Annotated in this window: 23 protein-coding genes and 5 pseudogenes; 14 read left to right on the forward strand and 14 right to left on the reverse strand. The window is 68.2% G+C overall.

Going from position 1 to position 24,786, the window contains the following annotated elements; translation table 11 throughout:
- The first annotated feature begins 2 nt into the window (after window positions 1-2).
- Window positions 3-485, forward strand: a complete 483-nt coding sequence (locus tag ACSJDS_RS02245; protein WP_473031931.1) for a MarR family winged helix-turn-helix transcriptional regulator — start codon at window positions 3-5, stop codon at window positions 483-485.
- Here the strand turns inward: ACSJDS_RS02245 and ACSJDS_RS02250 are convergent.
- Window positions 469-795 (reverse strand): VOC family protein, encoded by a 327-nt coding sequence (locus ACSJDS_RS02250; RefSeq protein WP_473031932.1) that lies wholly within the window; start codon window positions 793-795, stop codon window positions 469-471. The genes ACSJDS_RS02245 and ACSJDS_RS02250 overlap by 17 nt on opposite strands.
- A 273-nt stretch (window positions 796-1,068) precedes the next feature.
- Here ACSJDS_RS02250 and istA point away from each other — a divergent pair, with 273 nt between their 5' ends.
- Both istA and istB read left to right on the forward strand, forming a co-directional pair.
- Window positions 1,069-2,607 (forward strand): IS21 family transposase, encoded by a 1,539-nt coding sequence (gene istA / locus ACSJDS_RS02255; protein ID WP_473031933.1) that lies wholly within the window; start codon window positions 1,069-1,071, stop codon window positions 2,605-2,607.
- Window positions 2,608-2,623: 16 nt separating this feature from the next.
- Window positions 2,624-3,379, forward strand: coding sequence for an IS21-like element helper ATPase IstB (istB, locus tag ACSJDS_RS02260; RefSeq protein ID WP_473031934.1), 756 nt, complete (start codon window positions 2,624-2,626; stop codon window positions 3,377-3,379).
- Window positions 3,380-3,451: 72 nt separating this feature from the next.
- On the opposite strand, the gene ACSJDS_RS02265 is transcribed toward istB, so the two are convergent.
- Window positions 3,452-3,655, reverse strand: coding sequence for a VOC family protein (locus tag ACSJDS_RS02265; protein ID WP_473031935.1), 204 nt, complete (start codon window positions 3,653-3,655; stop codon window positions 3,452-3,454).
- Between the two features lie 153 nt (window positions 3,656-3,808).
- Between ACSJDS_RS02265 and gshB the strand changes: the two are divergent.
- From gshB to ruvX, 5 genes and pseudogenes are all read left to right on the forward strand, one after another.
- A pseudogene (gene gshB, locus ACSJDS_RS02270) lies at window positions 3,809-4,766 on the forward strand (glutathione synthase).
- 26 nt (window positions 4,767-4,792) lie between these two features.
- Window positions 4,793-5,281 (forward strand): hypothetical protein, encoded by a 489-nt coding sequence (locus ACSJDS_RS02275; RefSeq protein ID WP_473031936.1) that lies wholly within the window; start codon window positions 4,793-4,795, stop codon window positions 5,279-5,281.
- Between the two features lie 52 nt (window positions 5,282-5,333).
- On the forward strand, window positions 5,334-5,687 hold the full coding sequence (locus ACSJDS_RS02280; protein WP_473031937.1) for an energy transducer TonB: 354 nt from the start codon (window positions 5,334-5,336) through the stop codon (window positions 5,685-5,687).
- Window positions 5,688-5,715: 28 nt separating this feature from the next.
- Window positions 5,716-6,273, forward strand: a complete 558-nt coding sequence (locus ACSJDS_RS02285) for a YqgE/AlgH family protein (RefSeq protein ID WP_473031938.1) — start codon at window positions 5,716-5,718, stop codon at window positions 6,271-6,273.
- Between the two features lie 159 nt (window positions 6,274-6,432).
- The gene (gene ruvX / locus ACSJDS_RS02290; RefSeq protein ID WP_473031939.1) at window positions 6,433-6,882 is read left to right on the forward strand and encodes a Holliday junction resolvase RuvX; all 450 of its coding nucleotides are present in this window, start codon (window positions 6,433-6,435) and stop codon (window positions 6,880-6,882) included.
- Window positions 6,883-6,896: 14 nt separating this feature from the next.
- Here the strand turns inward: ruvX and ACSJDS_RS02295 are convergent, their stop codons facing one another.
- The 7 genes and pseudogenes from ACSJDS_RS02295 to hmgA form a co-directional block, all read right to left on the reverse strand.
- The gene (locus tag ACSJDS_RS02295) at window positions 6,897-7,547 is read right to left on the reverse strand and encodes a hypothetical protein (RefSeq protein WP_473031940.1); all 651 of its coding nucleotides are present in this window, start codon (window positions 7,545-7,547) and stop codon (window positions 6,897-6,899) included.
- Between the two features lie 86 nt (window positions 7,548-7,633).
- A pseudogene (pyrB, locus tag ACSJDS_RS02300) lies at window positions 7,634-8,661 on the reverse strand (aspartate carbamoyltransferase).
- Window positions 8,662-8,721: 60 nt separating this feature from the next.
- A complete protein-coding gene (locus ACSJDS_RS02305) occupies window positions 8,722-9,975 on the reverse strand; it encodes an MFS transporter (RefSeq protein WP_473031941.1) in 1,254 nt (417 codons plus the stop codon).
- A gap of 4 nt (window positions 9,976-9,979) precedes the next feature.
- Window positions 9,980-11,203 (reverse strand): multidrug effflux MFS transporter, encoded by a 1,224-nt coding sequence (locus ACSJDS_RS02310; protein ID WP_473031942.1) that lies wholly within the window; start codon window positions 11,201-11,203, stop codon window positions 9,980-9,982.
- 139 nt (window positions 11,204-11,342) lie between these two features.
- Window positions 11,343-11,987: a maleylacetoacetate isomerase gene (gene maiA, locus ACSJDS_RS02315; RefSeq protein WP_473031943.1), complete on the reverse strand. Its 645-nt coding sequence runs from the start codon at window positions 11,985-11,987 to the stop codon at window positions 11,343-11,345.
- Between the two features lie 31 nt (window positions 11,988-12,018).
- Window positions 12,019-13,038, reverse strand: a complete 1,020-nt coding sequence (locus tag ACSJDS_RS02320; protein ID WP_473031944.1) for a fumarylacetoacetate hydrolase family protein — start codon at window positions 13,036-13,038, stop codon at window positions 12,019-12,021.
- A 67-nt stretch (window positions 13,039-13,105) separates the two neighbouring features.
- Window positions 13,106-14,413 (reverse strand): homogentisate 1,2-dioxygenase, encoded by a 1,308-nt coding sequence (hmgA, locus tag ACSJDS_RS02325; RefSeq protein ID WP_473031945.1) that lies wholly within the window; start codon window positions 14,411-14,413, stop codon window positions 13,106-13,108.
- 103 nt (window positions 14,414-14,516) lie between these two features.
- Between hmgA and ACSJDS_RS02330 the strand changes: the two genes are divergently transcribed.
- Entirely contained in the window at window positions 14,517-15,002 is a 486-nt protein-coding gene (locus ACSJDS_RS02330; RefSeq protein ID WP_473031946.1) for a MarR family winged helix-turn-helix transcriptional regulator, read from the forward strand.
- A gap of 176 nt (window positions 15,003-15,178) precedes the next feature.
- Here the strand turns inward: ACSJDS_RS02330 and ACSJDS_RS02335 are convergent, their stop codons facing one another.
- From ACSJDS_RS02335 to ACSJDS_RS02345, 3 genes are all read right to left on the reverse strand, one after another.
- Window positions 15,179-15,697, reverse strand: coding sequence for an Lcl C-terminal domain-containing protein (locus ACSJDS_RS02335; protein ID WP_473031947.1), 519 nt, complete (start codon window positions 15,695-15,697; stop codon window positions 15,179-15,181).
- The gene (locus ACSJDS_RS02340) at window positions 15,694-16,539 is read right to left on the reverse strand and encodes an IclR family transcriptional regulator (protein WP_473031948.1); all 846 of its coding nucleotides are present in this window, start codon (window positions 16,537-16,539) and stop codon (window positions 15,694-15,696) included. The genes ACSJDS_RS02335 and ACSJDS_RS02340 overlap by 4 nt, the downstream gene beginning before the upstream one ends.
- A 99-nt stretch (window positions 16,540-16,638) precedes the next feature.
- A complete protein-coding gene (locus ACSJDS_RS02345) occupies window positions 16,639-17,430 on the reverse strand; it encodes an enoyl-CoA hydratase (RefSeq protein WP_473031949.1) in 792 nt (263 codons plus the stop codon).
- A gap of 110 nt (window positions 17,431-17,540) precedes the next feature.
- On the opposite strand from ACSJDS_RS02345, the gene ACSJDS_RS02350 reads away from it, so the two are divergent.
- Complete coding sequence (locus tag ACSJDS_RS02350; RefSeq protein ID WP_473031950.1) at window positions 17,541-18,785, forward strand: amino acid deaminase; 1,245 nt, start codon at window positions 17,541-17,543, stop codon at window positions 18,783-18,785.
- An 83-nt stretch (window positions 18,786-18,868) separates the two neighbouring features.
- The gene (locus tag ACSJDS_RS02355) at window positions 18,869-19,198 is read left to right on the forward strand and encodes a hypothetical protein (RefSeq protein WP_473031951.1); all 330 of its coding nucleotides are present in this window, start codon (window positions 18,869-18,871) and stop codon (window positions 19,196-19,198) included.
- Window positions 19,199-19,325: 127 nt separating this feature from the next.
- Here the strand turns inward: ACSJDS_RS02355 and serA are convergent.
- Window positions 19,326-20,575, reverse strand: a pseudogene (serA, locus tag ACSJDS_RS02360) (phosphoglycerate dehydrogenase).
- A 198-nt stretch (window positions 20,576-20,773) separates the two neighbouring features.
- On the opposite strand from serA, the gene ACSJDS_RS02365 reads away from it, so the two are divergent.
- From ACSJDS_RS02365 to dxs, 3 genes and pseudogenes are all read left to right on the forward strand, one after another.
- Window positions 20,774-21,067: an exodeoxyribonuclease VII small subunit gene (locus ACSJDS_RS02365; RefSeq protein WP_473031952.1), complete on the forward strand. Its 294-nt coding sequence runs from the start codon at window positions 20,774-20,776 to the stop codon at window positions 21,065-21,067.
- Window positions 21,054-21,939: pseudogene (locus ACSJDS_RS02370) on the forward strand (farnesyl diphosphate synthase). The gene ACSJDS_RS02365 and the pseudogene ACSJDS_RS02370 overlap by 14 nt, the downstream one beginning before the upstream one ends.
- A 28-nt stretch (window positions 21,940-21,967) precedes the next feature.
- Window positions 21,968-23,912, forward strand: a pseudogene (gene dxs / locus ACSJDS_RS02375) (1-deoxy-D-xylulose-5-phosphate synthase).
- 96 nt (window positions 23,913-24,008) lie between these two features.
- Here dxs and ribA read toward each other — a convergent pair.
- The gene (gene ribA, locus ACSJDS_RS02380) at window positions 24,009-24,644 is read right to left on the reverse strand and encodes a GTP cyclohydrolase II (protein WP_473031953.1); all 636 of its coding nucleotides are present in this window, start codon (window positions 24,642-24,644) and stop codon (window positions 24,009-24,011) included.
- Window positions 24,645-24,786 lie beyond the last annotated feature (142 nt).

A 24,786-nucleotide genomic window follows, 5' to 3' on the forward strand; every position in this document is an offset into this window, starting at 1 on the left:
GGGTGGCGGAACATGACTCGCCGCTGCGGCTACAGCGCTTCTTTCCCTATCGACTGGCGACACTGCAGGCGGCGGTCAGCGACTGTGTCGGAAGGCTCTATCACCGTCGTTTCGCGCTCAGTCATCGGGAGTGGCGGGTCCTGGCGACCCTGGCCGAGTTCCCCGGCTGGTCGGCCAGGGAAGTGGCCGAACATGCCAGCCTTGAGAAGATGCCGGTCAGCCGGGCGGTGTCGCGCCTGACGGCGCGAGGGCTGCTGACGCAGGCGCCGGACCGGCGCGATGGCCGTGTCCAGCGGCTATGGCTGACCGACGAGGGCGAGCGGCTCTATCGACGCATTGTGCCCCTGGTGCTGGCCCGTGAGGAGGCGCTGCTGGAGGCCCTGACGCCCGCCGAACGGGTGCAGCTGGAAGCGCTCATGGACAAACTGCTCGCGCGCACCGCTGAGCTCTCCGCGCGAGATGACCAACTCAGTCCAGGCCGTTGAACTCCTCTTCGTGCAGCCAGGCGGCATGCTTGGGCGCGCGCTTGGTCTTGGACCACTCTTCGACCATTGCCGGAGCGACTTCCTTAAGCTTGCGCAGCTGCTCGACGGTGCCTTTCTCGTACGTCAGTTCCAGGCGGTGGCCGTTGGGGTCAAAGAAGTAGATCGAGCGGATGATACCGTGCTCGGTGGGACCGATGACCTCGACGCCCTTGCTCTCGAGCTCCTCCTTCGCCGCCATCAGGGCCGCCTCGTCGGCCACGCGGAAGGCGATATGCTGTACCCACTCAGGGGTGTTCGGATCGCGTCCCATCGGGGGGAATTGGGGATCTCGAAGAAGGCGAGGATGTTGCTGCATATTCCGCGCCATCGTGACCGCCCGTTCCGATCTATCGTGACCGACCATTCCGGGCCAACGTGACCGGCCATTCCGTTTCATCGTGACCGATTTCGGCCTGTTTCCCGGAATCCGCGGTCACGATGCCGGAATCATCGGTCACGTTCCCGGAATCTCACCTAACTCGCTGGAATGATTCGGACTTTTACGGCATACCCCCTCCTTTTGCCTTTGCCCCTGGAGGGGGATATGCCAGCACCGAGGATTCCCATGCGAACCATCACCGAGGTGTTGCGCCTCAAGTACGACGCCGGGCTCAGCCACGAGAAGATTGCCCGGGCCTGCGGCCTTTCCAAGGGCGTGGTCAGCAAGTACGTCAGCCTGGCCCAGGTGGCCGGCATCAGTTGGCCTCTGCCTGACGGTACCGATGAAGCCGCGCTGGAGGCGCGGCTGTTCCCGGCCAAGACCCCGCCGCTGCGCTTCACAGCGCCGGATTACTTCCAGGTCCACCAGGCGCTCAAGCGCAAGGGCGTGACCCTGCAGCTGCTATGGGCGGAGTACGTCGAGGTCCACGGCGACAAGGCGTACCGCTACAGTCGGTTCTGCGATCATTACCGCGCCTGGCGGAACCGCCAGCGGCGCAGCATGCGCCAGGTCCACCGGGCCGGCGAGAAGTTGTTCATCGACTACTGCGGCCCGACCGTGCCGATCATCAATCAGGCCACCGGCGAGATACGCCACGCCCAGGTGTTCGTCGCCGTGCTGGGCGCTTCCAGCTACACCTATGCCGAGGCCACCTGGAGCCAGGCGCTGCCCGACTGGATTGCCTCCCACCAGCGAGCCTTCCAGTATCTGGGCGGGGTGCCCGAGCTGCTCGTCCCCGACAACCTGAAAAGCGCGGTGACGCGGGCGTGCCGCTACGAGAGCCAGCTCAACACCACCTATGCTGAGATGGCCCGGCACTACCAGGTCGCCGTGCTGCCGGCGCGGCCCTACAAGCCCAAGGACAAGGCCAAGGCAGAGGCGGCCGTGCTGCTGGTGGAGCGCTGGATCCTGGCCCGCCTGCGCCACCACACCTTCTTCACCCTGGTCATGCTGAACCAGGCCATTCGCGAGCTGCTCGACGACCTCAACCGACGGCCCTTCCAGGGCCGCGAGGAGAGCCGGCGTGACCTTTTCCAGGCCATCGACCGGCCGGTGCTGCGCCCGTTGCCGGAGACGCCCTACGAGTACGCCGAGTGGCGCAAGGCCAAGCCCGGCATCGACTACCACCTCGACATCGACAAGCGCCTCTACAGCGTCCCCCACAGCCTGGTGGGCCAGGTGTTGGAGGTGCGCCTGACCCACGCCATGGTGGAGGTGTTCCACAAGGGGCAGCGAGTGGCGGCGCACCCGCGCCATGCACCGGGGCGTTTCTCGACCCTGGCCGAGCACATGCCCAAGCGCCACCAGGCCCATCGCGACTGGTCGCCGAGCCGCTTCCTGGCGTGGGCCAAGGGCATCGGCGTCGCCACCCTGGAGATGACCCAGCGACAGCTGCAGGACCGTCCCCATCCCGAGCATGGCTACCGTGCCTGCCTGGGCCTGCTGCAGCTCAGCCGGCGCTACGGCAAGGACCGGCTGGAGCAGGCCTGCGCGCATGCCCTGGCGATCCCTACCACGCGCTACAGCAGCATCGCCTCGATCCTCAAGCAGGGGCTGGATCAGCAACCGATGCTGACGCTCCCTGAGACGCTCGACGACCTGCCGCCCCACACCAACGTGCGCGGTCCCGAGTACTACCACTGACCTGAGGAGACGACCGATGATGACCCAGCCCCTGCTCGACACCCTGCGCCACCTCAAGCTGACCGGCATGCATGACGCCCTGGCCCATCAGCTCACCCAGCCGGACACCTACGACCTGCCGTTCGAGGATCGCCTGGGCATGCTGCTCGACCGTGAGGTCCTGCATCGCGACAACCGCCGCCTCGACCGGCTGCTGAAGGCGGCCAAGCTGCGGGTGACGGCCTGCATCGAGGACATCGACTACCGCCATCCTCGCGGTCTGGAGCGGGGCCGCATGGCACCGCTGACGAGCGGCGAGTGGATCGGCCAAGCGCTCAACCTGTGCATCACGGGGCCCACCGGGTGCGGCAAGACCTGGCTGGCCTGCGCCCTGGGCAACCAGGCCTGCCGGCAAGGCTACTCGGTGCGCTATCTCCGGGTGCCGCGCCTGTTCGAGCAGCTGCGCATCGCCCAGGGCGACGGCTCCTACGCCCGGCTGATGGGCCAGCTGCAGAAGACCGACCTGCTGATCCTCGACGACTGGGGCATGCAGAAGATGACCGCGCCGCAGCGCCAGGACCTGATGGAGGTGATCGAGGACCGGCATGGCCGGGGCTCGACGCTGATCGCCAGCCAGCTGCCGATCGAGCACTGGCACGACTATATCGGCGCCGCGACGGTGGCTGATGCCATCTTGGACCGGCTGCTGCACAGCGCCCACCGCCTGACACTCAGAGGAGAATCGATGCGCAAGAACGCCGCCCCGCAAGCGGCAGCAGTTGACCCATCGTGACCGGTCAGCTTACAAAACCAGAGCCAGCGAGAGAGCGGTGAGCAAATCGGTCACGATCGCCGGAATGACCGGTCACGTTCGCCGGAATACGCAGTTGCCATTGCCCGCATCGAGGAAGAGGTGCATATAGGGATCCGGCTCCTTGGTGGAGGGCACCCGGTCCTCTGCGATGGCGACCAGGAAGTCCATATTGAGCTTGTCCTGGTACCACTCGACGGTTTCCTTGGCGTCCCGACAGCGGTAGGCGACGTGATGAATCTGCTGGATATCGATCATGGCGGGGGCCTCGTTCTTGGCAGATAGTTTCATGTGAAACTAAAATAGTAACGATCGTTACGGATGTCAAGAATGGCCGCCGCTGTTTTGGTGTTGCCCGGGGCGCTGCGGCATACTGGCCCCATCCCGACTCCCGACCGGAAACCCGACGCCATGAGCGAACGCGCGCTGAAGATCGGCGTGGTGATGGACCCCATCTCCACCTCGCCTACAAGAAGGACACCACCCTGGCCATGCTGTGGGCGGCCCAGGCGAGGGGCTGGTCGCTGCACTACCTGGAGCAGCAGGACCTGTTCCTCGAGGACGGCCGCGCCCATGGGCGGATGCGCGACCTGACGGCGTTCCGCGACCCCGATCGCTGGTACGCCCTGGGGCCGCCGGAGAGCCGCCCCCTGGCCGAGCTCGAAGTGATCCTGATGCGCAAGGACCCGCCGGTGGATGACCACTTCCTGCACGCCGTGCACCTGCTGGGCTTCGCCGAGCGTGAGGGCGTGCTGGTGGTCAACCCCACCCGGGCGCTGCTGACCTGCAACGAGAAGCTGTTCGCCCAGGAGTTCCCCCAGTGCTGCGCCCCAACCCTGGTGGCCTGCAGCGAGCCGGTGCTGCGTGCCTTCCACGCCGAGCACGGCGACGTCATCTTCAAGCCGCTGGACGGCATGGGGGCAGCGGCATCTTTCATGTCCAGCCGGACGGGCGCAACCTCGGCGCCATCATCGAGACCCTCACCGAGCACGGCCGCCGCCAGATCATGGCCCAGCGCTACCTGCCCGCCATCAAGGACGGCGACACCCGCATCCTGCTGGTGGACGGCGAGCCGGTGCCCTACGGCCTGGCGAGGGTGCCCATGGCCGGCGAGACTCGCGGCAACCTAGCCGCCGGCGGCCAGGGCGTCAGCCGTGAGCTGACCGAACGCGACCACTGGCTGATCGAACAGGTGCAGCCGATGATCCGCGAATATGGTCTGATGTTCGTGGGCCTCGATGTGATCGGCGACTACATCACCGAGATCAACGTCACCAGCCCCACCTGCGTGCGCGAGATCGACGATCAGCGCGGCACCGATATCGCCGGCATGCTGATGGACGCCATCGCGCGTCGCCTGGCCCCCTGAGACCCGGTACAGGAGCCTGTTTGCGCATGGCGGTTTCCATCAGCGACCCGATCCGCTACGCCCCGGTGACCCGGCCCTACCGGCGCTGGCTGGCGGTATCGGCCGCGCTGCTGCTGCACCTGGCGGTGATCGGCGTGGTCGCTAGCCGGCAGTTCGTTCCGGCGCCGGCCGAGCCGACCAGTCTCGACGTGGTGCTGGTAACCGCGCCCCGCGAGGCGCCGGTGGAGGCCGACGCCATCGCCGAGGCCGCCCAGCTGGCCGCCGGAGAGCAGGAGCAGGCGCCCGCCGAGACGAGGGCCGCCCCCCGGAGGAGGTGCCGGCGCAGGAGCAGGAGGAGAGTGGCAGCGAGGCGGCGCCGGTCTCCCCGGCCGAGCCGGAGAGCGCTGCACTGCCCGAGCCCGAGCCGGCGGCCGAGGCGCCAGACCCGCTCGCCAGCGACGCCGAGTCGCTCCCCGAGCCGCGGGAAAGCGCCCCCCCTCGGCGGAGCGCTCCGCGCCCTCGGCCTCGGGGCGTGACCTCAGGGCCGAGGCCACCCGCAGCATCCGCGAGCAGGGCCTCGACCCCGGCATGGCCGGGCCGTCCGACGAAGCGCCGCGGATGGCCGCCAACCGCGCCGCCGAGGCGCGCTATATCGATGACTGGACCCGCCGCGTCGAGGACTACGGCAACCGCGTGCACCCGGCGCCCCGCGACCTGCACGGTCAGCTGCGCATCCGGGTGGTGATCGGACGCGATGGCGAGCTCCGTCAGGCAGAGGTGATACAATCCTCAGGACATCCCGAACTCGACCAGGCGGCGCTGGATACCGTGCATGGTGCGGCCCCCTACCGGCCCTTCGACAGCGGTATGGGGGACCTGGACAGCCTCTCCATCTCGCGCGTCTGGCGGTTCGGCCAAGGCAATCACTACGGCGTGCGGTAGGGCCATGGGCCCGCCGCCCGGGAGTCTCATGCAAAGCTTGAAACATCACTTCCTGATGGCGATGCCGCACCTGGAAGACCCCAACTTCGCCGGTAGCCTCAGCTATCTGTGCGATCATGACGACAACGGCACCATGGGCGTGATCGTCAACCATCCGCTGGATATCACCCTGGATGCGCTGTTCGAGCAGCTCGAGCTGGAGGCCGATGAGAGCCCGCACCGCAATGCCCCGGTCTACTACGGCGGCCCGGTACACAAGGATCGCGGCTTTATTCTGCACCGCGGCGCCAGCGATGCCTGGGACTCCAGCATCCAGGTCGCCGAGGACATCGCCCTGACTACCTCCATGGACATGCTGCAGGCGCTGGCGGCGGGCAAGGGCCCCCGGCAGTTCCTGGTATGCCTGGGCTGCGCCGGCTGGGAGGCCGGCCAGCTGGAGCATGAGCTGATGGAGAACGCCTGGCTGACCGTGGAGGGGCGTGCCGACATCCTCTTCGAGGTGCCGCCGGAGCAGCGGCTCAGTGCCGCCGCCGGTATCCTCGGCGTGGATCTCAACCTGATGTCGCGGGAAGCGGGCCACTCCTGACATTCGCGCTGCAACGGCCTGCACTCGGTCATACGGCGTTGCTCAGAGACAAGAAATGCTCATTTACACCCAAGTAAACTCCGCTTCCTTGCCTATGAGCGCCTTGTCTGACCTTCGTTCGTCGCGTTGCCGCATCGAATGTCGGTCCGAGGAGGGGCTATGGCCGGCCAGCGCCTGATTCTGGCCTTCGATTTCGGCACCCGGCGCATCGGGGTGGCGGTGGGCAACGAGATGATCGCCAGCGCCCGCCCCCTGGAGCCGCTGCCGGCCCGTGACGGCATCCCCGACTGGAACCGAGTGTCGCGCCTGGTCGAGGAGTGGCGGCCGGAGCTGTTCGTGGTGGGACTGCCGCTCAACATGGACGGCTCGGAGTCCGAGATGAGCGCCCGGGCGCGCAAGTTCGGCAAGCGCCTGTACGGGCGCTACGGCAAGCCCTGCGAGTTGGTCGACGAGCGCGGCTCCACCCGCGAGGCCAAGGCGATCGCCCGCGAGGCAGACGGCCTGCGCGACGCCCGCAAGAGCTACCGCGACGATGGGGTCGACGGCATCGCCGCGGTGCTGATTCTGGAGAGCTGGTTTGCCCGTCAGGAGGGGCTGCCGCCGCGCTGAATGCGGCGGCCGTGCTATGCCGGGTCCGGGTTGCCGCCGCGATACTTGGCGGCGATGTCGCTCACCGAGATGCAGGTGAACTTCTCGATGAAGAACGCCAGGGTGGCCGGGCAGCGGAAGCGCTCCTCGAACTCCTCGGTTCCCTCCTCGCCGCGGCGGCGGCTGACGCTGGCGCGATACTCCTCTCCGGCCTTGCATACCCGCACCCTTGCCTGGCGGTCGGCGTCCTGCTTTTCCACGACCAGCTCCTGCTGCCTGGCCAGCAGGTCATCGAGCATCTTGCCCCCCTCGCGCTCCTCCGGTGTGGCCCATACCTCCTGGTCCCGCTTGCCGTACTGGAACAGCACGATGACCGGCAGTACCGAGAAGATGGCGGTGGAGAGGAACCAGGTGAGCGCCGCGTTGGACAGCGAGGCGGTGAACACCGCGATCAGCTGGATGACGATGCCAATCGCCAGCAGCACCGCCAGCGGGCGCCAGATCCGCGGGTTGAGAAAGCCCTTGCCCAGGGTGTGCCCCCATAGCCCAATCACCGCCACGCTGCCCACGCCGAGCTGGATCAGCGCCACCGGGGAGCCGCCGCCGCGCAGCAGCGCGATCAGCCCGATGACCACCAGCAGGGTGTAGAAGCCGCAGAGTGACAGATAGGCGCGATGCAGGTTCATGGGGGGTGCCTCCGAGTTGGCGGGATCATCGGTCAGGGTATGTTGTTCTCCCCCAGCATAGGCGATACCCGTCAACGTGCCGTGGGTCAAAAGTTGGCGTCGTCAACGCCCAGGCGTTCGGGCACGAACCAGCGCACCGGGCGCAGTTCCTTCTCGATCAGCTCGTCCACCTGCAGCAGGGTGGCGAAGATCGCCATGCGCACCGGTATGCCGTTGTCGGTCTGGCGGAAGATCGCCAGGCGCGGGTCGCCGTTGAGGTCTACGTCGAGGTCGTTGGCCTCCGGCGGCTATCCCGGGGCAGCGGGTGCATGACGAGGGTGTCGCGGCCGCAGCGCCGGTCCAGGAAGGCACGGTCGACGGTAAAATCCCGCGACAGGCTGAAGCCCTCGCTCATCTCCGCGGTGAAGCGCTCCTTCTGGATGCGGGTGGTGTAGACCACGTCGACATCGGAGAAGTCGTCGGCGAGGCTCGCCCGCTCCTCGACGCGGTGGCCGCGGGAGGCGACCAGGTCGATCAGGTGGCGGGGCATCTCGAGCCCCGGCGGGGCCACCAGGGTGATGCGCATGGGGTCATAGAGCGACAGCAGCTTGATCAGCGAGTGTACGGTGCGACCGTACTTGAGATCGCCGGTGAGCAGCACATCGGCGCCGGCGAGCCGCTTGCTCAGCCGGGTGAACTCCTTGTCGATGGTATAGAGGTCGAGTAGCGCCTGGCTGGGGTGCTCGCCGGGGCCGTCGCCGCCGTTGATCACCGGCACATGGGTGGCGGCGGCGAACTCCGCTACCGAGCCCTGTTCCGGGTGGCGCATGACGATGGCGTCGCAGTAGCCGCTCATCACCCGGCTGGTGTCGTAGAGCGACTCACCCTTGGCCATGGAGGAGAAGGTGAAGCCGGTGGTGTCGCAGACGCTGCCGCCCAGGCGACAGAAGGCGGCGTGGAAGCTGACCCGGGTCCGGGTGCTGGCTTCGAAGAAGAGGTTGCCGAGCACGGCGCCCTCCAGCACCCGGGTCACCTGGCGGCGTTGGGCGATGGGCTCCATGCGGGCGGCGACGCGCAGCAGGTGGTCAACGTGGTCGCGGGACAGGGAATCGACGGAAAGCAGGTGGGGGCTCATCGAAGGTCTCGAAAATAGCGGCGAAAGATGGCCGTAGTGTACTCCGCTGCGGCGTTAGCTTCACGAGCCGGAGGGCTTTCCTGTGCTGCCGTCGCGAGGTGGCTCGCCATTGGGTGCCGACGCCTTGCCGCCTGGCCATGCGGCCTGCCACTGCCGCAGCAGCCAGGCGAAGGCGAGCCCCAGGACCAGCAGCCACACCCCGGCCCCGGCCAGCAGCCACAGGCTGTCGGCCAGGCGCAGCACCAGCCCCCCGAGGCTGACGCCCACCGACTGGCCCAGGAACAGGCAGCCGGCGAACACCGCCATGGCGGTCCCGCGCACGGCGGGCGCCATCTGGGTGGCGTTGATCTGCAGGGTGCTGTGCATCATGTAGAAGCCGAGCCCGGCGGCGAAGGCGCTGGCGGTGGCCAGCAGCGGCAGGGTCGCCAGTGCCAGGCCAATGAAGCCAAGCCCCATCAGCACCCCGCCGCCCGTGGCCAGGCCCGGCTCCCCCAGGCGCGCCACCAGCGGCCTGGCCAGGGCGGAGAAGAGCAGCCCACCCACGCCGAACAGGGCCACCATCAGCCCGGCCTGGGTCAGCGACACGTCCAGCCGGGCGTAGAGATGGCTGGCCACGAAGGCCAGCGCGCCGAAGGCGGCGATCCCCTCGAGAAACACCAGCACCAGGATGCGTCGGGCGCGGGAAATCAGCAGCACCTCGTGGATGCGCGAAACGAAGGTGACGCGGCCCAGGTCAGCCTTGGGCGGCGACAGCGCCGGCTGGCGCCGCAGGGCTTCGAGCAGCAGCCCGCCCGCGGCCAGGAACAGCAGGGTGAGCAGAACGAAGGCGGCCTGCCAGCCCAGCGTATCGGCCAGGAAGCCGCCCGCCACCTGGCCGGTGATCAAGCCCATCACGGCCCCGGAGAGCATATGGGCCAGCGTCACCTGGCGCCGCTCATAGGGCACGTTGTCGCCCACCCAGGCCATGGAGAGCGGAATGATGGCGGCGGCGGTGGCACCGGTCAGAGTGCGGAACACCAGCAGCATCGACAGTGAGCCGGAAAGTGCCGAGCCCAGGGCGCCCAGGGCGCAGGCCAGGGTGGCCAGGCCGATCACCCGCAGGGTGCCGTGTCGGTCGCCCAGCGGGCCGTAGGCGAGCTGCATCACCCCGTAGGCGATGGCGAACAGGGTAATGTTCTGGGCCACCTCGGCCACCGGCCGGGCGAATGCCTCGGACAGAGCCGGAAGCATGGCATCGGTGACGCGCATCGAGGCCATGCTGGCGAAACCGGCCAGGGCCAGCAGCAGGATAACGAGGCGGGAGGGGGCGGCCACGGTGTTAGCTCTCCTGACGCTGGGCGTGGTCCTGGGCCATGGCCCGCTCGGCGGGGCGAACCAGCCCCAGAAAGCTCGCCACGGCCAGCAGGCCGCCCAGGGCCACCACGATCGCCATGGTCCGCGAGGTGCCGTCGTGCAGCTGCGCCACCGCACCGCCCACCAGCGCGGCGATGGTCATCTGCAGGAAACCGAACAGCGATGAGGCCGCCCCGGCACAGTGCGGATTGGGGGCCAGGGCGCCGGACATGGTCTGCGGCATCAGTACGCCCACTCCGATCATGAAAACCACGTGGGGGCCGACCACGGCCCAGGTGGCAAACACCCCGGTGAAGGCCAGCACCGCCATCAGACTGCCGCCCGCCGCGCAGATCAGCGTGGCCAGGCCGACCAGTCGCTCGCGGCCCAGGCGATGGCTGTAGCGGCCGCTGAGCAGGGTGCCGATGAAGAAGCCGGCCACGATCAGGGTGAAGAACAGCCCGTACTGGAAGGGAGAGACGCCCAGAAACTCGATCAGTACGAACGACGACCCCGAGAGATAGGCGAACAGGCCGGAGAAGGCGGCCGCGTTGGTCAGGGTATAGCCCATGAAGGTGCGCTGACCCAGCAGCGAACGAAAATTGCGCAGGATCGCCGCCGGGTGGATCGACTGGCGACGCTCCGGGGGCAGCGGCTCGGGCAGCGCCAGGATCAGCAGCGGCAGCATCGCTGCCGCGTAGAGCGCCAGCAGCACGAAGACCGACTCCCAGCCCCAGAACAGCAGCAGCCCGGCGCCGACGATGGGGGCTAGTGCCGGGGCCAGCGACATGGTGCTGGCCATGTAGGAGAGGATGCGCCCGGCCTCGATGGGGCCGTAGATATCGCGCACCGCGGCGCGGCCCAGCACCGGCCCGGTGGCGCCGCCCAGCGCCTGGAGAAAGCGGCCTACCAGCAGCCACTCGATGCTCGGTGCGAAGGCGCACAGCAGGCTGGCCAGCAGGAACAGGCTGAATCCGCAGACCATCACCGGCTTGCGCCCGAAGCGGTCGGAGAAGGGGCCGCAGAACAGCTGAGCGGCGGCGAAACCGGCCATGTACAGACTCAGCGTCAGCTGCACCTGGTCAGGGCCGGTGTCGAGTGCTTCGGCCATAGCCGGCATGGCCGGCAGGTACATGTCGGTGGCCAGCGGGCCCAGGGCGGTCAGCGCCGCCAGGGTAATCACCGTGGCAGGGGACTTTAGCCTCAGCACATTGAACTCTCCTCGGGTGAGTGAACAACGATCAGCGGGCGCCGCCCACCCGGCTCGAGTCTCGTCGCTCGAGGCACGGGAGGCGCGGCGCCCGCCAGTCGTTAGCCTGCTTAATATAGTCTATTTGCCGCCGCTTTGCTTATCCTGCGTCGGGTTGCTCCCCCGGGGCCGACCGCTGGAAGGCGGGCAGCGCTCGGCAATTGGCGACGATGCGGCGGATCCGCGGGTAGGCCGAGAGGTCGCAGTCGAAGCGTTCGGCATTGAACACCTGAGGCACCAGGCAGACGTCGGCGAGCGTCGGGGTGTCGCCGTGGCAGAAGTCGCCGCTGCCTGTCTCTCGGGAGAGCAGTGCCTCCAGTGCCTGGAAGCCCTCGGTGATCCAGTGGCGGTACCAGGCCAGCTTGGCGGTTTCCTCTACATCGAGCTCGCCCACCAGGTACTTGAGCACCCGCAGGTTATTGAGCGGATGGATCTCGCAGGCCACCAGCTGGGTCAGGGCCCGCACCCGGGCCCGCTCCGCCGGCGCTTCGGGCAGCAGGGCCGGGCTGGGATGCAGCTCGTCCAGGTACTCGCAGATCGCCAGGGACTGGGTCAGGGTGGTGCCGTCGTCGGTGACCAGCGCCGGGACCAGCCCCTGGGGATTATGGGCGCGGAAGGTCTCGCTGCGCTGCTCGCCCTTGACCAGGTTGACCGGGACCTGCTCAAAGGCCAGGTCCTTGAGGTTCAAGACGATGCGCACCCGGTAGGCGGCGGACGAGCGGAAGTAGCCATATAGCGTGGTCATGCCTGGACTCCTCAGGTTCACTTGGGCTGGCTTACTTTGGCTGGCAGGGCACCACCTGCTGGTCGATGGTGCCGAAGATGTTGTTGCCCGCCCGGTCGAACATCTCGATGCGCACCCGGTCGCCGAAGCGCAGGAAAGGGGTCTTGGCCGCGCCGTGGAGAATCTGCTCCACCATGCGCACCTCGGCCAGGCAGCTGTAGCCCACGCCGCCATCGGCAATTGGCTTTCCGGGGCCGCCGTCGGGGTCGGGGTTGGAGACGGTACCCGAGCCGACGATGGCGCCGGCGCCCAGATAGCGGGTCTTGGCCGCATGGGCGACCAGCTGCGGGAAGCTGAAGATCATGTCGGGGCCGGCCTCCGGCTCGCCGAATTTCTCGCCGTTCAAGTGCACGGTCAGCGGCAGGTGGACCTTGCCGTCCTGCCAGGCGTTGCCCAGCTCGTCAGGGGTCACGCAGATCGGCGAGAAGCTCGAGGCGGGCTTGGCCTGGAAGAAGCCGAAGCCCTTGGCCAGCTCGCCGGGGATCAGGCCGCGCAGGCTGACGTCGTTGACCAGCATGATCAGCTTGATGTGGCCGGCGGCCTGCTCTGGGGTCACCGCCATGGGCACGTCGTCGGTGATCACCGCGATCTCGCCCTCGAAGTCGATGCCGTGCTCCTCGCTGACCGCCTCGATGTCTTCGGTGGGCGCGAGGAACTTGTCGCCGCCGCCCTGGTACATCAGCGGGTCGGTCCAGAAGGTCTCCGGCATCTCGGCGCCCCGCGCCTGGCGCACCAGCTTGACGTGGTTGAGGTAGGCGGAGCCGTCGGCCCAGTGGTAGCTGCGCGGTAGCGGTGAGTGCAGCTTGCCCTGGTCCAGGTCAAAAGCGCCCTCGGCGCTGCCGTCGTTGAGTTCAGCGTAGCGCGCTTCCAGCGTCGGGCTCACCGCGTCCCAGTTCTCGATCGCCTGCTGCAGGGTGGGCGCGATATCGCGGGCGGAAACGCCGCGAGAGAGGTCGCGGGAGACCAGGATCAGTTCACCGTCGCGGCCGTTCTTGAGGGTGGCGAGTTTCATCTTGTCTCAATCCTTTTCGTCGGGGCAAATGTTGTCGTTGTGGGAGGGAGTGGCAATGGCCAGTCGCTCAGGGTTTCGTCGGGTCGAAATGCGAACGCAGTGTCGACCAGACATCCACGTAGTCGCGCTGGCGGAAGTCCGCCTCCAGCGCCGCCTCGGTGGGGTGGTAGACGTAGCGGCTCTCGAACATGAAGGCCATGGTAGCGCCCTGGTACTGGGGCGTCAGCTCGGCATTCGAGGCCTTCTCGAAGGTGTCGGCGTCCGGCCCGTGGGGCGACATGCAGTTGTGCAGGCTGGCGCCGCCGGGCAAAAAGCCCTCCGCCTTGGCGTCGTACTCGCCGTGGATCAGGCCCATGAACTCGCTCATCAGGTTGCGATGGAAGTAGGGCGGACGGAAGGTGTTCTCGGCCACCATCCAGCGCGGCGGGAAGATCACGAAGTCGATGTTGGCCATCCCCGGCGTGTCGGAGGCCGAGGTCAGCACCGTGAAGATCGATGGGTCCGGGTGGTCGAAGCTCACCGTATTGATGGTGTTGAAGTTGGCCAGATCATACTTGTAGGGGGTGACGTTGCCGTGCCAGGCCACCACGTCCAGGGGCGAGTGGTCCAGGTCGGTGACCCAGAAGCGCCCGGAGAACTTGGCCACCAACTCGAAGTCGCCCTCCAGGTCCTCGTAGGCCGCCACCGGGCTCTGGAAGTCGCGGGGGTTGGCCAGGCCGTTGGCGCCGATGGGGCCGAGGCCGGGCAGCTCGAAGGGGCTGCCGTAGTTCTCGCACACATAGCCGCGGGCGGCGTCGACGCCCTCGCCCAGGCGCACCTGGAACTTGATGCCGCGGGGGATCAGGGCGATCTCGCCGCTGGCGACGTCCAGCTCGCCCATCTCGGTGCGCAGCCTCAGGGTGCCCTGCTGCGGTACGATCAGCAGCTCGCCGTCGGCGTTATAGAAGAAGCGCTGGGTCATATCCTGGCTGAAGGCGTAGACGTGCACGCCGCAGCCGGCCTGGGTGCCGGCATCGCCGTTGACGGCGATGGTCAGCAGGCCGTCGACGAAGTCGGTCGGCTCAGCGGGCAGCGGCGCCGGGTCCCAGCGCATCTGGTTGGGGTCGGCGGCGGGCTTGGCCAGCGGCGAAGTGGCCACTGCCTTGTCGGGCAGCGCCCGGTAGGCGCTCTGCTTCACCGAGGGGCGAATGCGGTAGAGCCAGCTGCGGAAGTTCTGGTGACGCGGGGCGGTGAAGGCCGAGCCGGTGAGCTGCTCGGCGTAGAGCCCGTAGGCGCAGCGCTGGGGCGAGTTCTGGCCCTGGGGCAGGGCGCCGGGCAGCGCCTCGGTGGCGAAGTGGTTGTGAAAACCGCTCATGTAGTCGAGCTGTTCCGGCATAGTGGTAGCTCCTGGAATAAATAGTTTCTTCTGAAACCATATCCTGATACTAGATCCTGATGGTTGCATGTGCAACCATCTGCAGGAGCTGGCCTGAAGGAGAATGACAATGGCAAAGTCTGGCGAACTCGAGAGCCGGAGGGGGGGCGAAGCGCGCCTGGAGCTCAACCAGTTTCTGCCTTATCGGCTTAATAGCCTGGCTGATCGCATCAGTCAGGCGCTGGCCGAACTCTATGAGGAGCGCTATCAGCTCAATGTCGCCCAGTGGCGGGTGCTGGCTTGGCTCAGCCACTGTGACGAGTTGACGGCGAAGAAGATCTGCGCCTACACCCACATGGACAAGGCGCGGGTGTCGCGGGCGATACAGGCGCTAGAGGAGCGTGGGCTGATCTCACGTATGCCCTCGCCCCATGATCAGCGGCTGCACGATCTGCACTTGACAGAGGCGGGGCAGGCGCTACTGGACGAGCTGATCCCGGAGGCCCGGGCCTGGGAGGCAGAGCTGGTGGCGACTCTCAGCGACGGTGAGTATCGCGACCTGTTCAACGTGATGGGCAAGCTCGAGCGTCAGCTGGAGCGGCTCGGCTAGGCGCCTTTCGGACTTAACGCAGATCTCTGCGAACCCCCGGGCTTTCGGCCAATTTTATCGATATGATTCGTTAATTTGCCCGCTATTCGCCTCTATCAGATCGAAAAAGTGGCTCGACATCCGTGCTCTTTGCGACGATCGGTCGAATCCGACAGTCTCCTTGATGTTAGGGGCTGTCACGGGGCGCGGCAGTCGAAAGCCGCGCCGTCCTGGTCCATGACCAGTCGGATGTAGAAGCTGCCGGCCATGTTGCAGCGGGTGCGTCCTTCGCCGCCGAAGTCGACGAAGCAGTCCTGCTGGGAGTGGCCGCCGGCGCTGACCTGATTCCAGTACCAGCCCGGCGGGGTATCCGGAAAGGCGCTCAGGTCGATGGCCAGGTCTCGGTCGCCTGCAGGCTGCATCAGGCCTCGCAGCTCGTGGAAGCGGGGTAGGCGCCAGGGGCACTCGGGGCTTGCCAGGGCCTCGGTGCGTGCCTGTGCCTCGCGCCAGTTGAAGCTCTCGCTGTCACCCACGCAGCGGCCATCCTGATAGCGCTGGCCGAGGCTGCAGCGCTGCCAGATCAGCCCCTGAGCCGGGTCGCCCACCAGGCCCGCGGCGGGGAAGGTGTAGGCGCCCTCACTCGCCTGATCGGCAAAGGCCGCAACGCCGATGGTCATCGCCAGCGCGCCGGCCAGGCCGAGGCGCCGTGCCTTCACGCTTCGTCCCGCAGCGGCTCGGTGCTGGGCACCTTGCCGCCCAGCCGGGCGGTGATCTCCGCGGCGGTATCGCGTACCAGCTCGCCCAGGTCGGCCAGGCGCGACTCGGGAATCCGTGCCACCGGGCCGGAGACCGAGATGGCGGCCAGCGGAGTGCCGTGCTGGTCATGGAGGCAGGCGGCCACGCAGTGCAGGCCGATGGCGTGCTCTTCGCGGTCGCAGGCGTAGCCCCGCCGGCGCACCTCCGCCATGCCGGCGCGCAGCGCCTCGGGGGTGTGCAGGGTGTTCTCGGTGACCCGGGGGAGGCCCTCTTCGGCCAGCACGCGCTCGAACTCGTCGTCCGGCAGCCAGGCCATCAGCGCCTTGCCCACGCCGGAGGCGTGCAGCGGGGCCCGCGAGCCGAGCCGGGTGATCATGCGCATCATCTGCGGCGACTCGCTCTGGGCCAGGAACACCGCCGTGCCGCCATCGCGGATACCCAGGTTGGCAGTTTCGCCGGACTGGGCGGTGAGCCGACGCAGGAAGGGACGGCTGGTGGCCACGAAGTCGCGGGCCTCCAGGAAGCTGTTGCCGATGCGGAAGGTCTTGACGTCGACCTTCCACACGCCGAGCTCGGCGTCCTGGGTGATGAAGCCCTGGCTCTGCAGGGCCTGCAGCAGCCGGTGGGTGGTCGAGGGAGCCAGATCCACCATCTCGGCCAGCTCCGACAGCGCCAGCCCGCCGGGGGTGGCGGCCAGCCGTTCGAGCAGATTGAGCCCGCGCACCAGCGACTGGCTGTGGCCGCTGGTGCTCTTGCCGGGCCCGGGGGGGCGTCCCGCCGATCTGCGTTTGACTTCACTCACCTGCTTGCTCTCCGTCCGGTTGACCTGGCCATGCCATCAGGATACCCGTTCCGCTCCGCCTTGTCTCGGCTCCGGAAATGCCTTCCATTTTCTCCGCGCTCAGCGGTGGCGCCAGCGCGGCGGGCGCTTGGCGATAAAGGCGTCGATGCCCTCGGTGGCGTCCTCGGCCATCATGTTGCAGGCCATGACCTCGCCGGCAAAGGCGTAGGCCTCGTCCAGGGGCATCTGCAGCTGGCGCTGGAACATGCTCTTGCCGGTGCGCACCGCCACCGCGCTCTTGGCGCACAGGCTGTCGGTGAGCGCGGCCACGGCGGCATCCAGGGCGTCGTCCTCCGCGACCCGGTTGACCAGCCCCCAGTCGCAGGCGGTCTCGGCGTCGATGAACTCGCCGGTCAGCAGCAGCTCCATGGCGCGCTTGCGGCTGACGTTGCGCGACAGGGCCACCGCCGGGGTGGAGCAGAACAGCCCGGCGTTGATGCCGGAGACGGCGAAGCGCGCCGAGCGGGCGGCCACCGCCAGGTCGCAGCTGGCCACCAGCTGGCAGCCGGCGGCGGTGGCGATCCCCTGCACCCGGGCGATCACCGGTACCGGCAGGGCGACGATGCGCTGCATCACCTCGCCGCAGCGGGCGAACAGCGCCTGATAGTAGGCCTCGTCGGGCGTGGCGCGCATCTGCTTGAGGTCGTGGCCGGCGCAGAAGGCGCGGCCCTCGGCGGCGATCACCACGCAGCGCACCCGCTCGTCCTCGGCGAGGCGGGCCAGCGCCTGATCCAGGGCCTCTAGCATCGCCTCGGAGAGGGTGTTGAACTGGTCCGGACGGTTCAGGGTCAGGGTGGTTACGCCGCCCTGGTCGTGGCGAATCAGCGGGCGGTCAGCGTCGGAAGCCGGCATTGTCGTATCCTTTTCATGAGAGGGTCTGCCCAGACTAGCCGCTGCAGGCCGGCCTTCGTTACCCTTGCGACCAAAGGCGGTGCTGCCGTCCTGCTGCCCGGGAGAGAGCCATGACCGAATCCACTCGCTATCCGTCGGAGGATGAGGCCCTGCACAAGGGATTGCCCCAGACCGGCAATCGGCTGCTGGCGGATGTCAGCCTGCCCGCGGCGGTGATCCACGAGCCGGCGCTTGCCCACAACCTGGGCTGGATGCAGCGCTTTGCCGATGCGCATGGCGCTAGGCTCGCCCCTCACGGCAAGACCACCATGGCGCCGGCGCTGTTTCACCGCCAGCTGGACGCCGGTGCCTGGGGCATCACCCTGGCCACGGCGCCGCAGTGCCGGGCGGCCTTCGCCCACGGCGTGAGGCGACTGCTGATGGCCAATCAGCTGGTGGGCGAGGCCAACATGGCGATCATCGCCGAGCTGATCGAGGCCGGTGCCGACTTCTACTGCGTGGTGGACAGCGCCGAAAACGTGGGCCAGCTGGGTCGCTACTTCGCCGCCCGCGGGCTGCGCCTGAAGGTGCTGATCGAGCTGGGCGTGGAGGGTGGGCGCTGCGGCTGTCGCGATCAGGACGAGGTAATGGCGCTGGGCGAGCTGGTGGACGGCGAGCAGTCGCTGGTGCTGGCGGGGTTGGAAGGCTATGAAGGGGTAGTGTACGGCGAGGAGCCGGTGGACGCGGTGCGCGCCTACGCCTGGCACCTGGTCGAGGCCGCCCAGGCGCTGGACCACGATGGTCTGATTGAGAGTCCGGCGCCGCTGATCACCGCCTCCGGCTCGGCCTGGTACGACCTGATCGCCGAGGTGTTTCACGAGGCGCGCCTCGGCGCGCACTTCGTGCCGGTGCTGCGTCCCGGCTGCTACGTGGTCCATGATCACGGCATCTACCGGGAGGCCCAGCGCGATGTCCTGGGGCGGCGCCCGGAGCTGGATCGCGGGCTCAGGCCGGCGCTGGAGGTCTTCGCCCAGGTGGTGTCGCTGCCCGAGCCGGGGCTGGCCATCGTCGGGCTGGGCAAGCGCGATATCGCCCACGACCAGCTGCCGGAGCCGCTGCGGCGCTATCGCGAAGGGGGCGAGGCCGAGCGTGCCCTGCCGGTCGACGGCTGGCGGGTGACCCGGCTGATGGACCAGCATGCCTTCGTGGCACTGCCCCGGGATGAAGAGCTGGCAGCCCACAACGGCCGGGTGCGGGTCGGCGACATCGTCGCCTTCGGCGCCTCCCATCCCTGCCTGACCTTCGACAAGTGGCGGCGAGTCTGCCGCGTCGATGAGCGTCTGGAAGTGGTTGAGGTGATCCCAACCTGTTTCTAGCAGCGTTCTCACTCGGCCTACAGCCGGCAGCATCGCCGAGTTCTGGTACACTCGACGCCATGACATGTGTCCTGGGAGGTGTGATGGCAACAGAGCTGAGTGATTTCGAACAGAACATGCGGCGTGAGATCGACGCCTTTCTCAAGCCGGGCAAGGCGGCGGCCCCCAAGGCCGATGCCCCCAAGGCGCGTCGACGCGAGGCGTCACCCGGGCCCGACCGGCCGGCCAAGGCGCTCAAGACCGGCCACGTGGTCAAGCTGGCCGTGCGTACCCGCCCCCTGGAGCTGGATACCGTCTTCGAACACCGCTCCACCAGCATTTCCAAGCTGGAAGCCCAGCTTGAAGCCGAAAAGGCCGCCAGGAAGGCGGGCTATCCCATCATCGGCCATCTGATCGAGATCCAGCGGCTGTAAGCCGGGCGTCCCCTGGCTCAGTGGGGGCGCAGTGTCTCGCCAGCCGCAGAAAAGCGCCGCCGTGTCGGTATCAACACGGCGGCGTTTTCCATGAGCGCTCAGCCATTGGCTGAGCCTTCAAGGCGGCTCACTCCTCGAAGTTGGTCTCGGAGTAGAGCACCCGCACGCGCAGGGTGTGCTCGACGTGACGCAGAGCGTCCAGCGCCCGGGGGCCGTAGGCCTTGTCGACGTCGATGACCACGTAGCCGACCTTGTCGTTGGTCTGCAGGTACTGGCCGGAGATGTTGATGCTGTTCTCCGACAGCACGTGGTTGATCTCGGAGAGCACGCCGGGCACGTTGTCGTGGATGTGCAGCAGGCGGTGCTTGTCCGGATGGGCCGGCAGGGCGACCTCGGGGAAGTTGACCGAGGTGACGGTGGTGCCGTTGTCGGAGTAGGTGATCAGTTTCTCGGAGACCTCGATGCCGATATTCTCCTGGGCCTCCAGGGTGGAGCCGCCGATGTGCGGGGTGAGGATGACGTTGTCCAGGCCGCGTAGCGGGCTGACGAACTCCTCCTCGTTGCCCTTGGGCTCCACCGGGAAGACGTCGATGGCCGCGCCGTGCAGTTTGCCCGCCTTGATCGCCTCGGCCAGGTCCTCGATCACCACCACGCTGCCGCGGGAGGCATTGATCAGGATGCTGCCCTGCTTCATCAGCGCCAGCTGCTCGGCGCCGATCATCCACTTGGTGGAGGCCAGCTCCGGCACGTGCAGGCTGACCACGTCGGCGCGGGCCAGCAGCTCCTCGAGGCTGGCCACCTGATTGGCGTTGCCCATGCCCAGCTTGGTCACCACGTCGTAATAGATGACGTTGAAGCCCAGGGACTCGGCCAGCACCGAGAGCTGGGCGCCGATGTTGCCGTAGCCGATGATGCCGAGCGTCTTGCCGCGGGCCTCGTGGGAGTTCTTGGCGCTCTTCAGCCAGCCGCCCTGATGGGCGCGGGCACTCTTCTGGGGGATGCCGCGCAGCAGCATGATCGCCTCGGCCAACACCAGCTCGGCCACCGAGCGGGTGTTGGAGTAGGGGCATTGAACACCGGAATGCCGCGCACCAGCGCCGCGGTGAGATCGACCTGGTTAGTGCCGATGCAGAAGCAGCCCACGGCCACGAGCTTCTCGGCGGCCTCGAAGACCCGGGAGTTGAGCTGGGTGCGGGAGCGAATGCCGAGGAAGTGGACGTCGCGGATCTTCTCGCGCAGCGTCGCCTCGTCGAGAGAGGTCGGCAGGTGCTCGATATTGGTGTAACCGGCGTTCAGGAAATTGTCCACCGCGCTCTGGTGGACGCCCTCGAGCAGCAGGATCTTGATCTTGCTCTTGTCCAGGGACGTTTTGGCCATGGTCGAATCAACCCCTTGGTGTGGTGCTGGATCAGGCGGGATAACAGGGCGCTTATGGTAGCACAGCGAGGCATCGGCAAGATGAAAATGCTGCGCTGCGAAGATGAAGGCGCTGCACCTTGATCGACGCCGGGCAGACGACCCCCGGGGGAGCGTGTATACTGTGGCCCCTGACTATCGGCGACGGGCAAGAGACCCATGGCAGAGCGTGACGACCAACCCACCGAGGCGACGGCCAGCGAGGCGGCGTCTCTCGACTTCGCAAGCACCGTCGAGCGCCTCGAGCAGCTGGTGGAGCGGCTGGAGTCCGGCGAGCTGTCGCTGGAGGGCTCGCTTGCCGCCTTCGAGCAGGGTGTGCGACTGACCCGCGATGCCCAGCGCCGGCTGGATGAGGCCGAGCTGCGGGTGCGAACCCTGATCGAGCGCCCCGACGGCGGCATCGACCTCGACCCCTTCAGCACCCCAGCGGCGGAGGATGATGGTGAACGCTGACTCACTGGCGGCGCGCCTGGCCGCCGATCGCGCCCGGGTGGATGCCTGCCTGGCGGCGCTCTTCGAGGGGCGCCGTGCGCCCGTGGAGCGGCTGGAGGCGGCCATGCGCCACGGCCTGCTGGTGGGCGGTAAGCGGCTGCGCCCGGTACTGGTCTATCTGGCCGGCCGTGCCCTAGGGGCCAGCGATACGCAGCTGGATGCAAGCGCGGCCGCCGTTGAGCTGATCCACGCCTACTCGCTGGTGCACGATGACCTGCCGGCCATGGACGACGACGACCTGCGCCGTGGCCAGCCCACGGTGCACCGCGCCTATGACGAGGCCACCGCGATTCTCGCCGGGGATGCCCTGCAGACCCTGGCCTTCGAGCGGCTGGCCCAGGCCGAGCACCCGCGGCTGCCGGCCCTGATGCTGACCCTGGCCCAGGCCGCCGGCCGCGATGGCATGGTGGGGGGCAGGCGATGGACCTCGCCGCGGTGGGGGCCACCCGGACGTCGAGGCGTTGGCCAGCATGCACGCCCACAAGACCGGAGCGCTGATCCGCGCCGCGGTGCGCATGGGAGCGCTGACGGCGGTGGCCGAGGACGATCCCCGGGTGGCGGCGCTGGATGCCTACGCCCGGGCCATCGGCCTGGCCTTCCAGATCCACGACGACGTGCTCGATGTGACCGGCGATGCCGTGACCCTGGGCAAGGCGTCGGGCGCCGACGCGGCCCGCAACAAGCCGACCTACCCCAGCCTGCTGGGGCTCGACGGCGCCCGCGCCCGGGCCGGCGAACTGATCGACGAGGCCGTGGCGGCGCTGGCACCGCTGGGCGATGCCGGCGCGCCGCTGGCCGAGCTGGCCCGCTACATGATCGAACGTGACCACTGATGCGCTTCCCTGACAGACAGATGCCCACATGAAGCTCTACGACGACATTCCCGCCGAGCGCCCGGCCACGCCGCTGCTCGACACCCTGGACACGCCGGCCGCGTTGCGGGCCATGAACGCCGGCCAGCTGGCGCAGGTGGCCGACGAACTGCGCGCCTACCTGCTCTACAGCGTGGGAGTCTCAGGCGGCCACTTCGGCGCCGGCCTGGGGGTAGTGGAGCTCACCGTGGCCCTGCATCACGCCCTGGAGACGCCCCACGACCGGCTGGTGTGGGACGTGGGCCACCAGGCCTACCCGCACAAGATTCTCACCGGACGCCGCGAGGCGATGCCCAGCATTCGCCAGTACGGGGACTGGCCGCCTTTCCACGGCGTGCCGAATCCGAGTTCGACACCTTCGGCGTCGGTCACTCCAGCACCTCGATCTCGGCGGCGCTGGGCATGGCCCTGGCGGCGCGGACCCAGGGCGAGCGGCGCCGGGTCTGCGCGGTGATCGGCGACGGCGCCCTGACCGCGGGCATGGCCTTCGAAGCGCTGGCCCACGCCGGCCACCTGGACGCCAACCTGCTGGTGGTGCTCAACGACAATGAGATGTCGATCTCCGAGAACGTCGGCGGCATCGCCAGCTACCTGGCCAGCATTTTGGCCAGCAAGCCCTATCTCGCCATGCGCGAGGAGGGCAAGAAGGTGTTGGCGCACCTGCCCGGGGCACTGGAGCTGGCGCGGCGCACCGAGGAGCACATGAAGGGCATGGTCAGCCCGGCCACCCTGTTCGAGGAGATGGGCTTCAACTACATCGGTCCCCTCGACGGCCATGACCTGCCGACGCTGGCACAGACGCTGCGCAATATCCGCGACCTGGAGGGGCCCCAGTTCCTGCACGTCAAGACCTGCAAGGGCCGCGGCTTCCTGCCCGCCGAGGCCGACCCCATCGGCTATCACGCCATCACCAAGCTGGAGAAGAACGGCGACACCCCGCCCAAGAAGGCGTCGTCCAGCGATGCCATGCGCCCGAAGCCGCGCAACGATGTATTGCGCCCGAAGCCGCGCAAGTTTTGCAACGTCTTCGGCGACTGGATCTGCGACATGGCCGCCGCCGACGAGCGGCTGATCGGCATCACCCCGGCGATGCGCGAGGGCTCGGACCTGGTGCGCTTCTCCCGGGAGTACCCGGAGCGCTACTTCGACGTGGCCATCGCCGAGCAGCACGCCGTGACGCTGGCCGCCGGCATGGCCTGCGAGGGCGCCAAGCCGGTGGTGGCGATCTACTCCACCTTCCTGCAGCGCGGCTACGATCAGCTGATCCACGACGTGGCGGTGCAGGACCTCGATGTCACCTTCGCCATCGACCGCGCCGGCCTGGTGGGCGAGGACGGCCCCACCCACCACGGCAGCCTGGACCTCTCCTACCTGCGCTGCGTGCCGGGCCTGGTGGTGCTGGCCCCGGCCGACGAGGCGGAGTGCCGGGCCATGCTCAGCGCCGCCTACCACCACCCCGGGCCCGCCGCGGTGCGTTACCCCCGTGGCACCGGCCCCGGCGTCGAGATCCCCGCCCACCTGGAGTCGCTGGCCATCGGCCGGGCCGAGAAGCGCCGCGGGAGTGGCGCCGCCCCGGGTCGCCGGGTGGCCCTGCTGGCCTTCGGCAGCCTCAACGGCCCGGCAACGGCGGTGGCCGAGGCGCTGGATGCCACCCACCTCAACATGCGCTCCATCAAGCCGCTGGATCGGGAGGCGGTGCTCGCCGCGGCGGCCCAGCACGACCTGCTGGTGACCCTGGAGGAGAACGTGGTGGCCGGCGGCGCCGGCAGCGCCGTGGGCGAGCTGCTGGCCGCCGAGGGGGATCCGTCTCGCTGCTCCAGCTGGGCCTGCCCGACGCCTTCGTGGAGCACGGCAAGCCGGCGGAGCTGCTCACCGAGTGCGGCCTCGACGCCGCTGGGATCGAGGCCGCCATTCGCGCGCGGCTGGGGGAGTAGCCACCCCGGCCAGCGCCCGACGTCGTCAAAGCAAAGGGGCCTTCCAGATGGAAGGCCCCCTCTGCGAAGGCCGCTTCTGCGGTGAGCCTTGCGGGCTTACTCCTTGCGTTCGATATCCACGTCGCTGGCCTGGGTGAAGTCGCCCAGCGCCATCATATGGCCGAGCTTGCCGGCCTTGGTGGAGAGGTACTGCTCGTTGTGGGGGTTGAGCCCGGTGGTCAGCGGCACCCGCTCGGTGACCTTGACGCCGGCCTGGGTCAGCGCATCCACCTTGCGCGGGTTGTTGGTCATCAGCCGCAGGGCGGCGATGCCCAGGTGCTCGAGCATCGGCACGCAGAGATCGTAGCGGCGCAGGTCGGCGCCGAAGCCCAGCCGCTCGTTGGCCTCCACGGTGTCGGCGCCCTGATCCTGCAGGTGATAGGCGCGGATCTTGTTGAGCAGGCCGATCCCGCGACCCTCCTGGCGCAGGTAGAGCAGCGCCCCGCGGCCCTCGTCGGCGATGCGCTTGAGGGCTTCCTGAAGCTGATAGCCGCAGTCGCAGCGCATCGAGAACAGCGCGTCCCCGGTCAGGCACTCGGAGTGTACGCGCCCCAGGACCGGCGCGCCGTCGGCCACCTCGCCCAGGGTCAGGGCGATATGGTCCTTGCCGGTGGCCTCGTCCTCGAAGCCGTGCATGGTGAAGGTGGCCCAGGGGGTGGGCAGCCGGGAGGCGGCGATGAATCGAATCGTCACGGGGTACCTCGGTGATGAACCACGGCGGTGCCGGAGATGAAGCAGGCATTTTAGCAGGAACCCTGGCCGCCCTCACGGGCATCCCTCGGTCGAGACCTTGGCCTCGGTCAAGCCTAGCGCGAAACGATGCGCTACAATGTCG

The organism is Halomonas sp. SL18_1, from assembly GCF_055755715.1.

Bases quoted from the DNA above. Each gene is read 5' to 3' on its own strand.
- ACSJDS_RS02345 (WP_473031949.1), bottom strand. From the start codon at position 17,430: ATGCCGGCTTCCGACGCTGACCGCCCGCTGATTCGCCACGACCAGGGC.
- ACSJDS_RS02365 (WP_473031952.1), top strand. From the start codon at position 20,774: ATGGCAGAGCGTGACGACCAACCCACCGAGGCGACGGCCAGCGAGGCG.
- maiA (WP_473031943.1), bottom strand. From the start codon at position 11,987: ATGACCACGCTATATGGCTACTTCCGCTCGTCCGCCGCCTACCGGGTG.
- istB (WP_473031934.1), top strand. From the start codon at position 2,624: ATGATGACCCAGCCCCTGCTCGACACCCTGCGCCACCTCAAGCTGACC.
- istA (WP_473031933.1), top strand. From the start codon at position 1,069: ATGCCAGCACCGAGGATTCCCATGCGAACCATCACCGAGGTGTTGCGC.
- ACSJDS_RS02285 (WP_473031938.1), top strand. From the start codon at position 5,716: ATGCAAAGCTTGAAACATCACTTCCTGATGGCGATGCCGCACCTGGAA.
- ACSJDS_RS02250 (WP_473031932.1), bottom strand. From the start codon at position 795: ATGGGACGCGATCCGAACACCCCTGAGTGGGTACAGCATATCGCCTTC.
- ACSJDS_RS02265 (WP_473031935.1), bottom strand. From the start codon at position 3,655: ATGATCGATATCCAGCAGATTCATCACGTCGCCTACCGCTGTCGGGAC.
- ACSJDS_RS02350 (WP_473031950.1), top strand. From the start codon at position 17,541: ATGACCGAATCCACTCGCTATCCGTCGGAGGATGAGGCCCTGCACAAG.
- ACSJDS_RS02355 (WP_473031951.1), top strand. From the start codon at position 18,869: ATGGCAACAGAGCTGAGTGATTTCGAACAGAACATGCGGCGTGAGATC.
- ACSJDS_RS02295 (WP_473031940.1), bottom strand. From the start codon at position 7,547: ATGAACCTGCATCGCGCCTATCTGTCACTCTGCGGCTTCTACACCCTG.
- ACSJDS_RS02320 (WP_473031944.1), bottom strand. From the start codon at position 13,038: ATGAAACTCGCCACCCTCAAGAACGGCCGCGACGGTGAACTGATCCTG.
- ruvX (WP_473031939.1), top strand. From the start codon at position 6,433: ATGGCCGGCCAGCGCCTGATTCTGGCCTTCGATTTCGGCACCCGGCGC.
- hmgA (WP_473031945.1), bottom strand. From the start codon at position 14,413: ATGCCGGAACAGCTCGACTACATGAGCGGTTTTCACAACCACTTCGCC.
- ACSJDS_RS02330 (WP_473031946.1), top strand. From the start codon at position 14,517: ATGACAATGGCAAAGTCTGGCGAACTCGAGAGCCGGAGGGGGGGCGAA.
- ACSJDS_RS02275 (WP_473031936.1), top strand. From the start codon at position 4,793: ATGGCGGTTTCCATCAGCGACCCGATCCGCTACGCCCCGGTGACCCGG.
- ACSJDS_RS02280 (WP_473031937.1), top strand. From the start codon at position 5,334: ATGGCCGGGCCGTCCGACGAAGCGCCGCGGATGGCCGCCAACCGCGCC.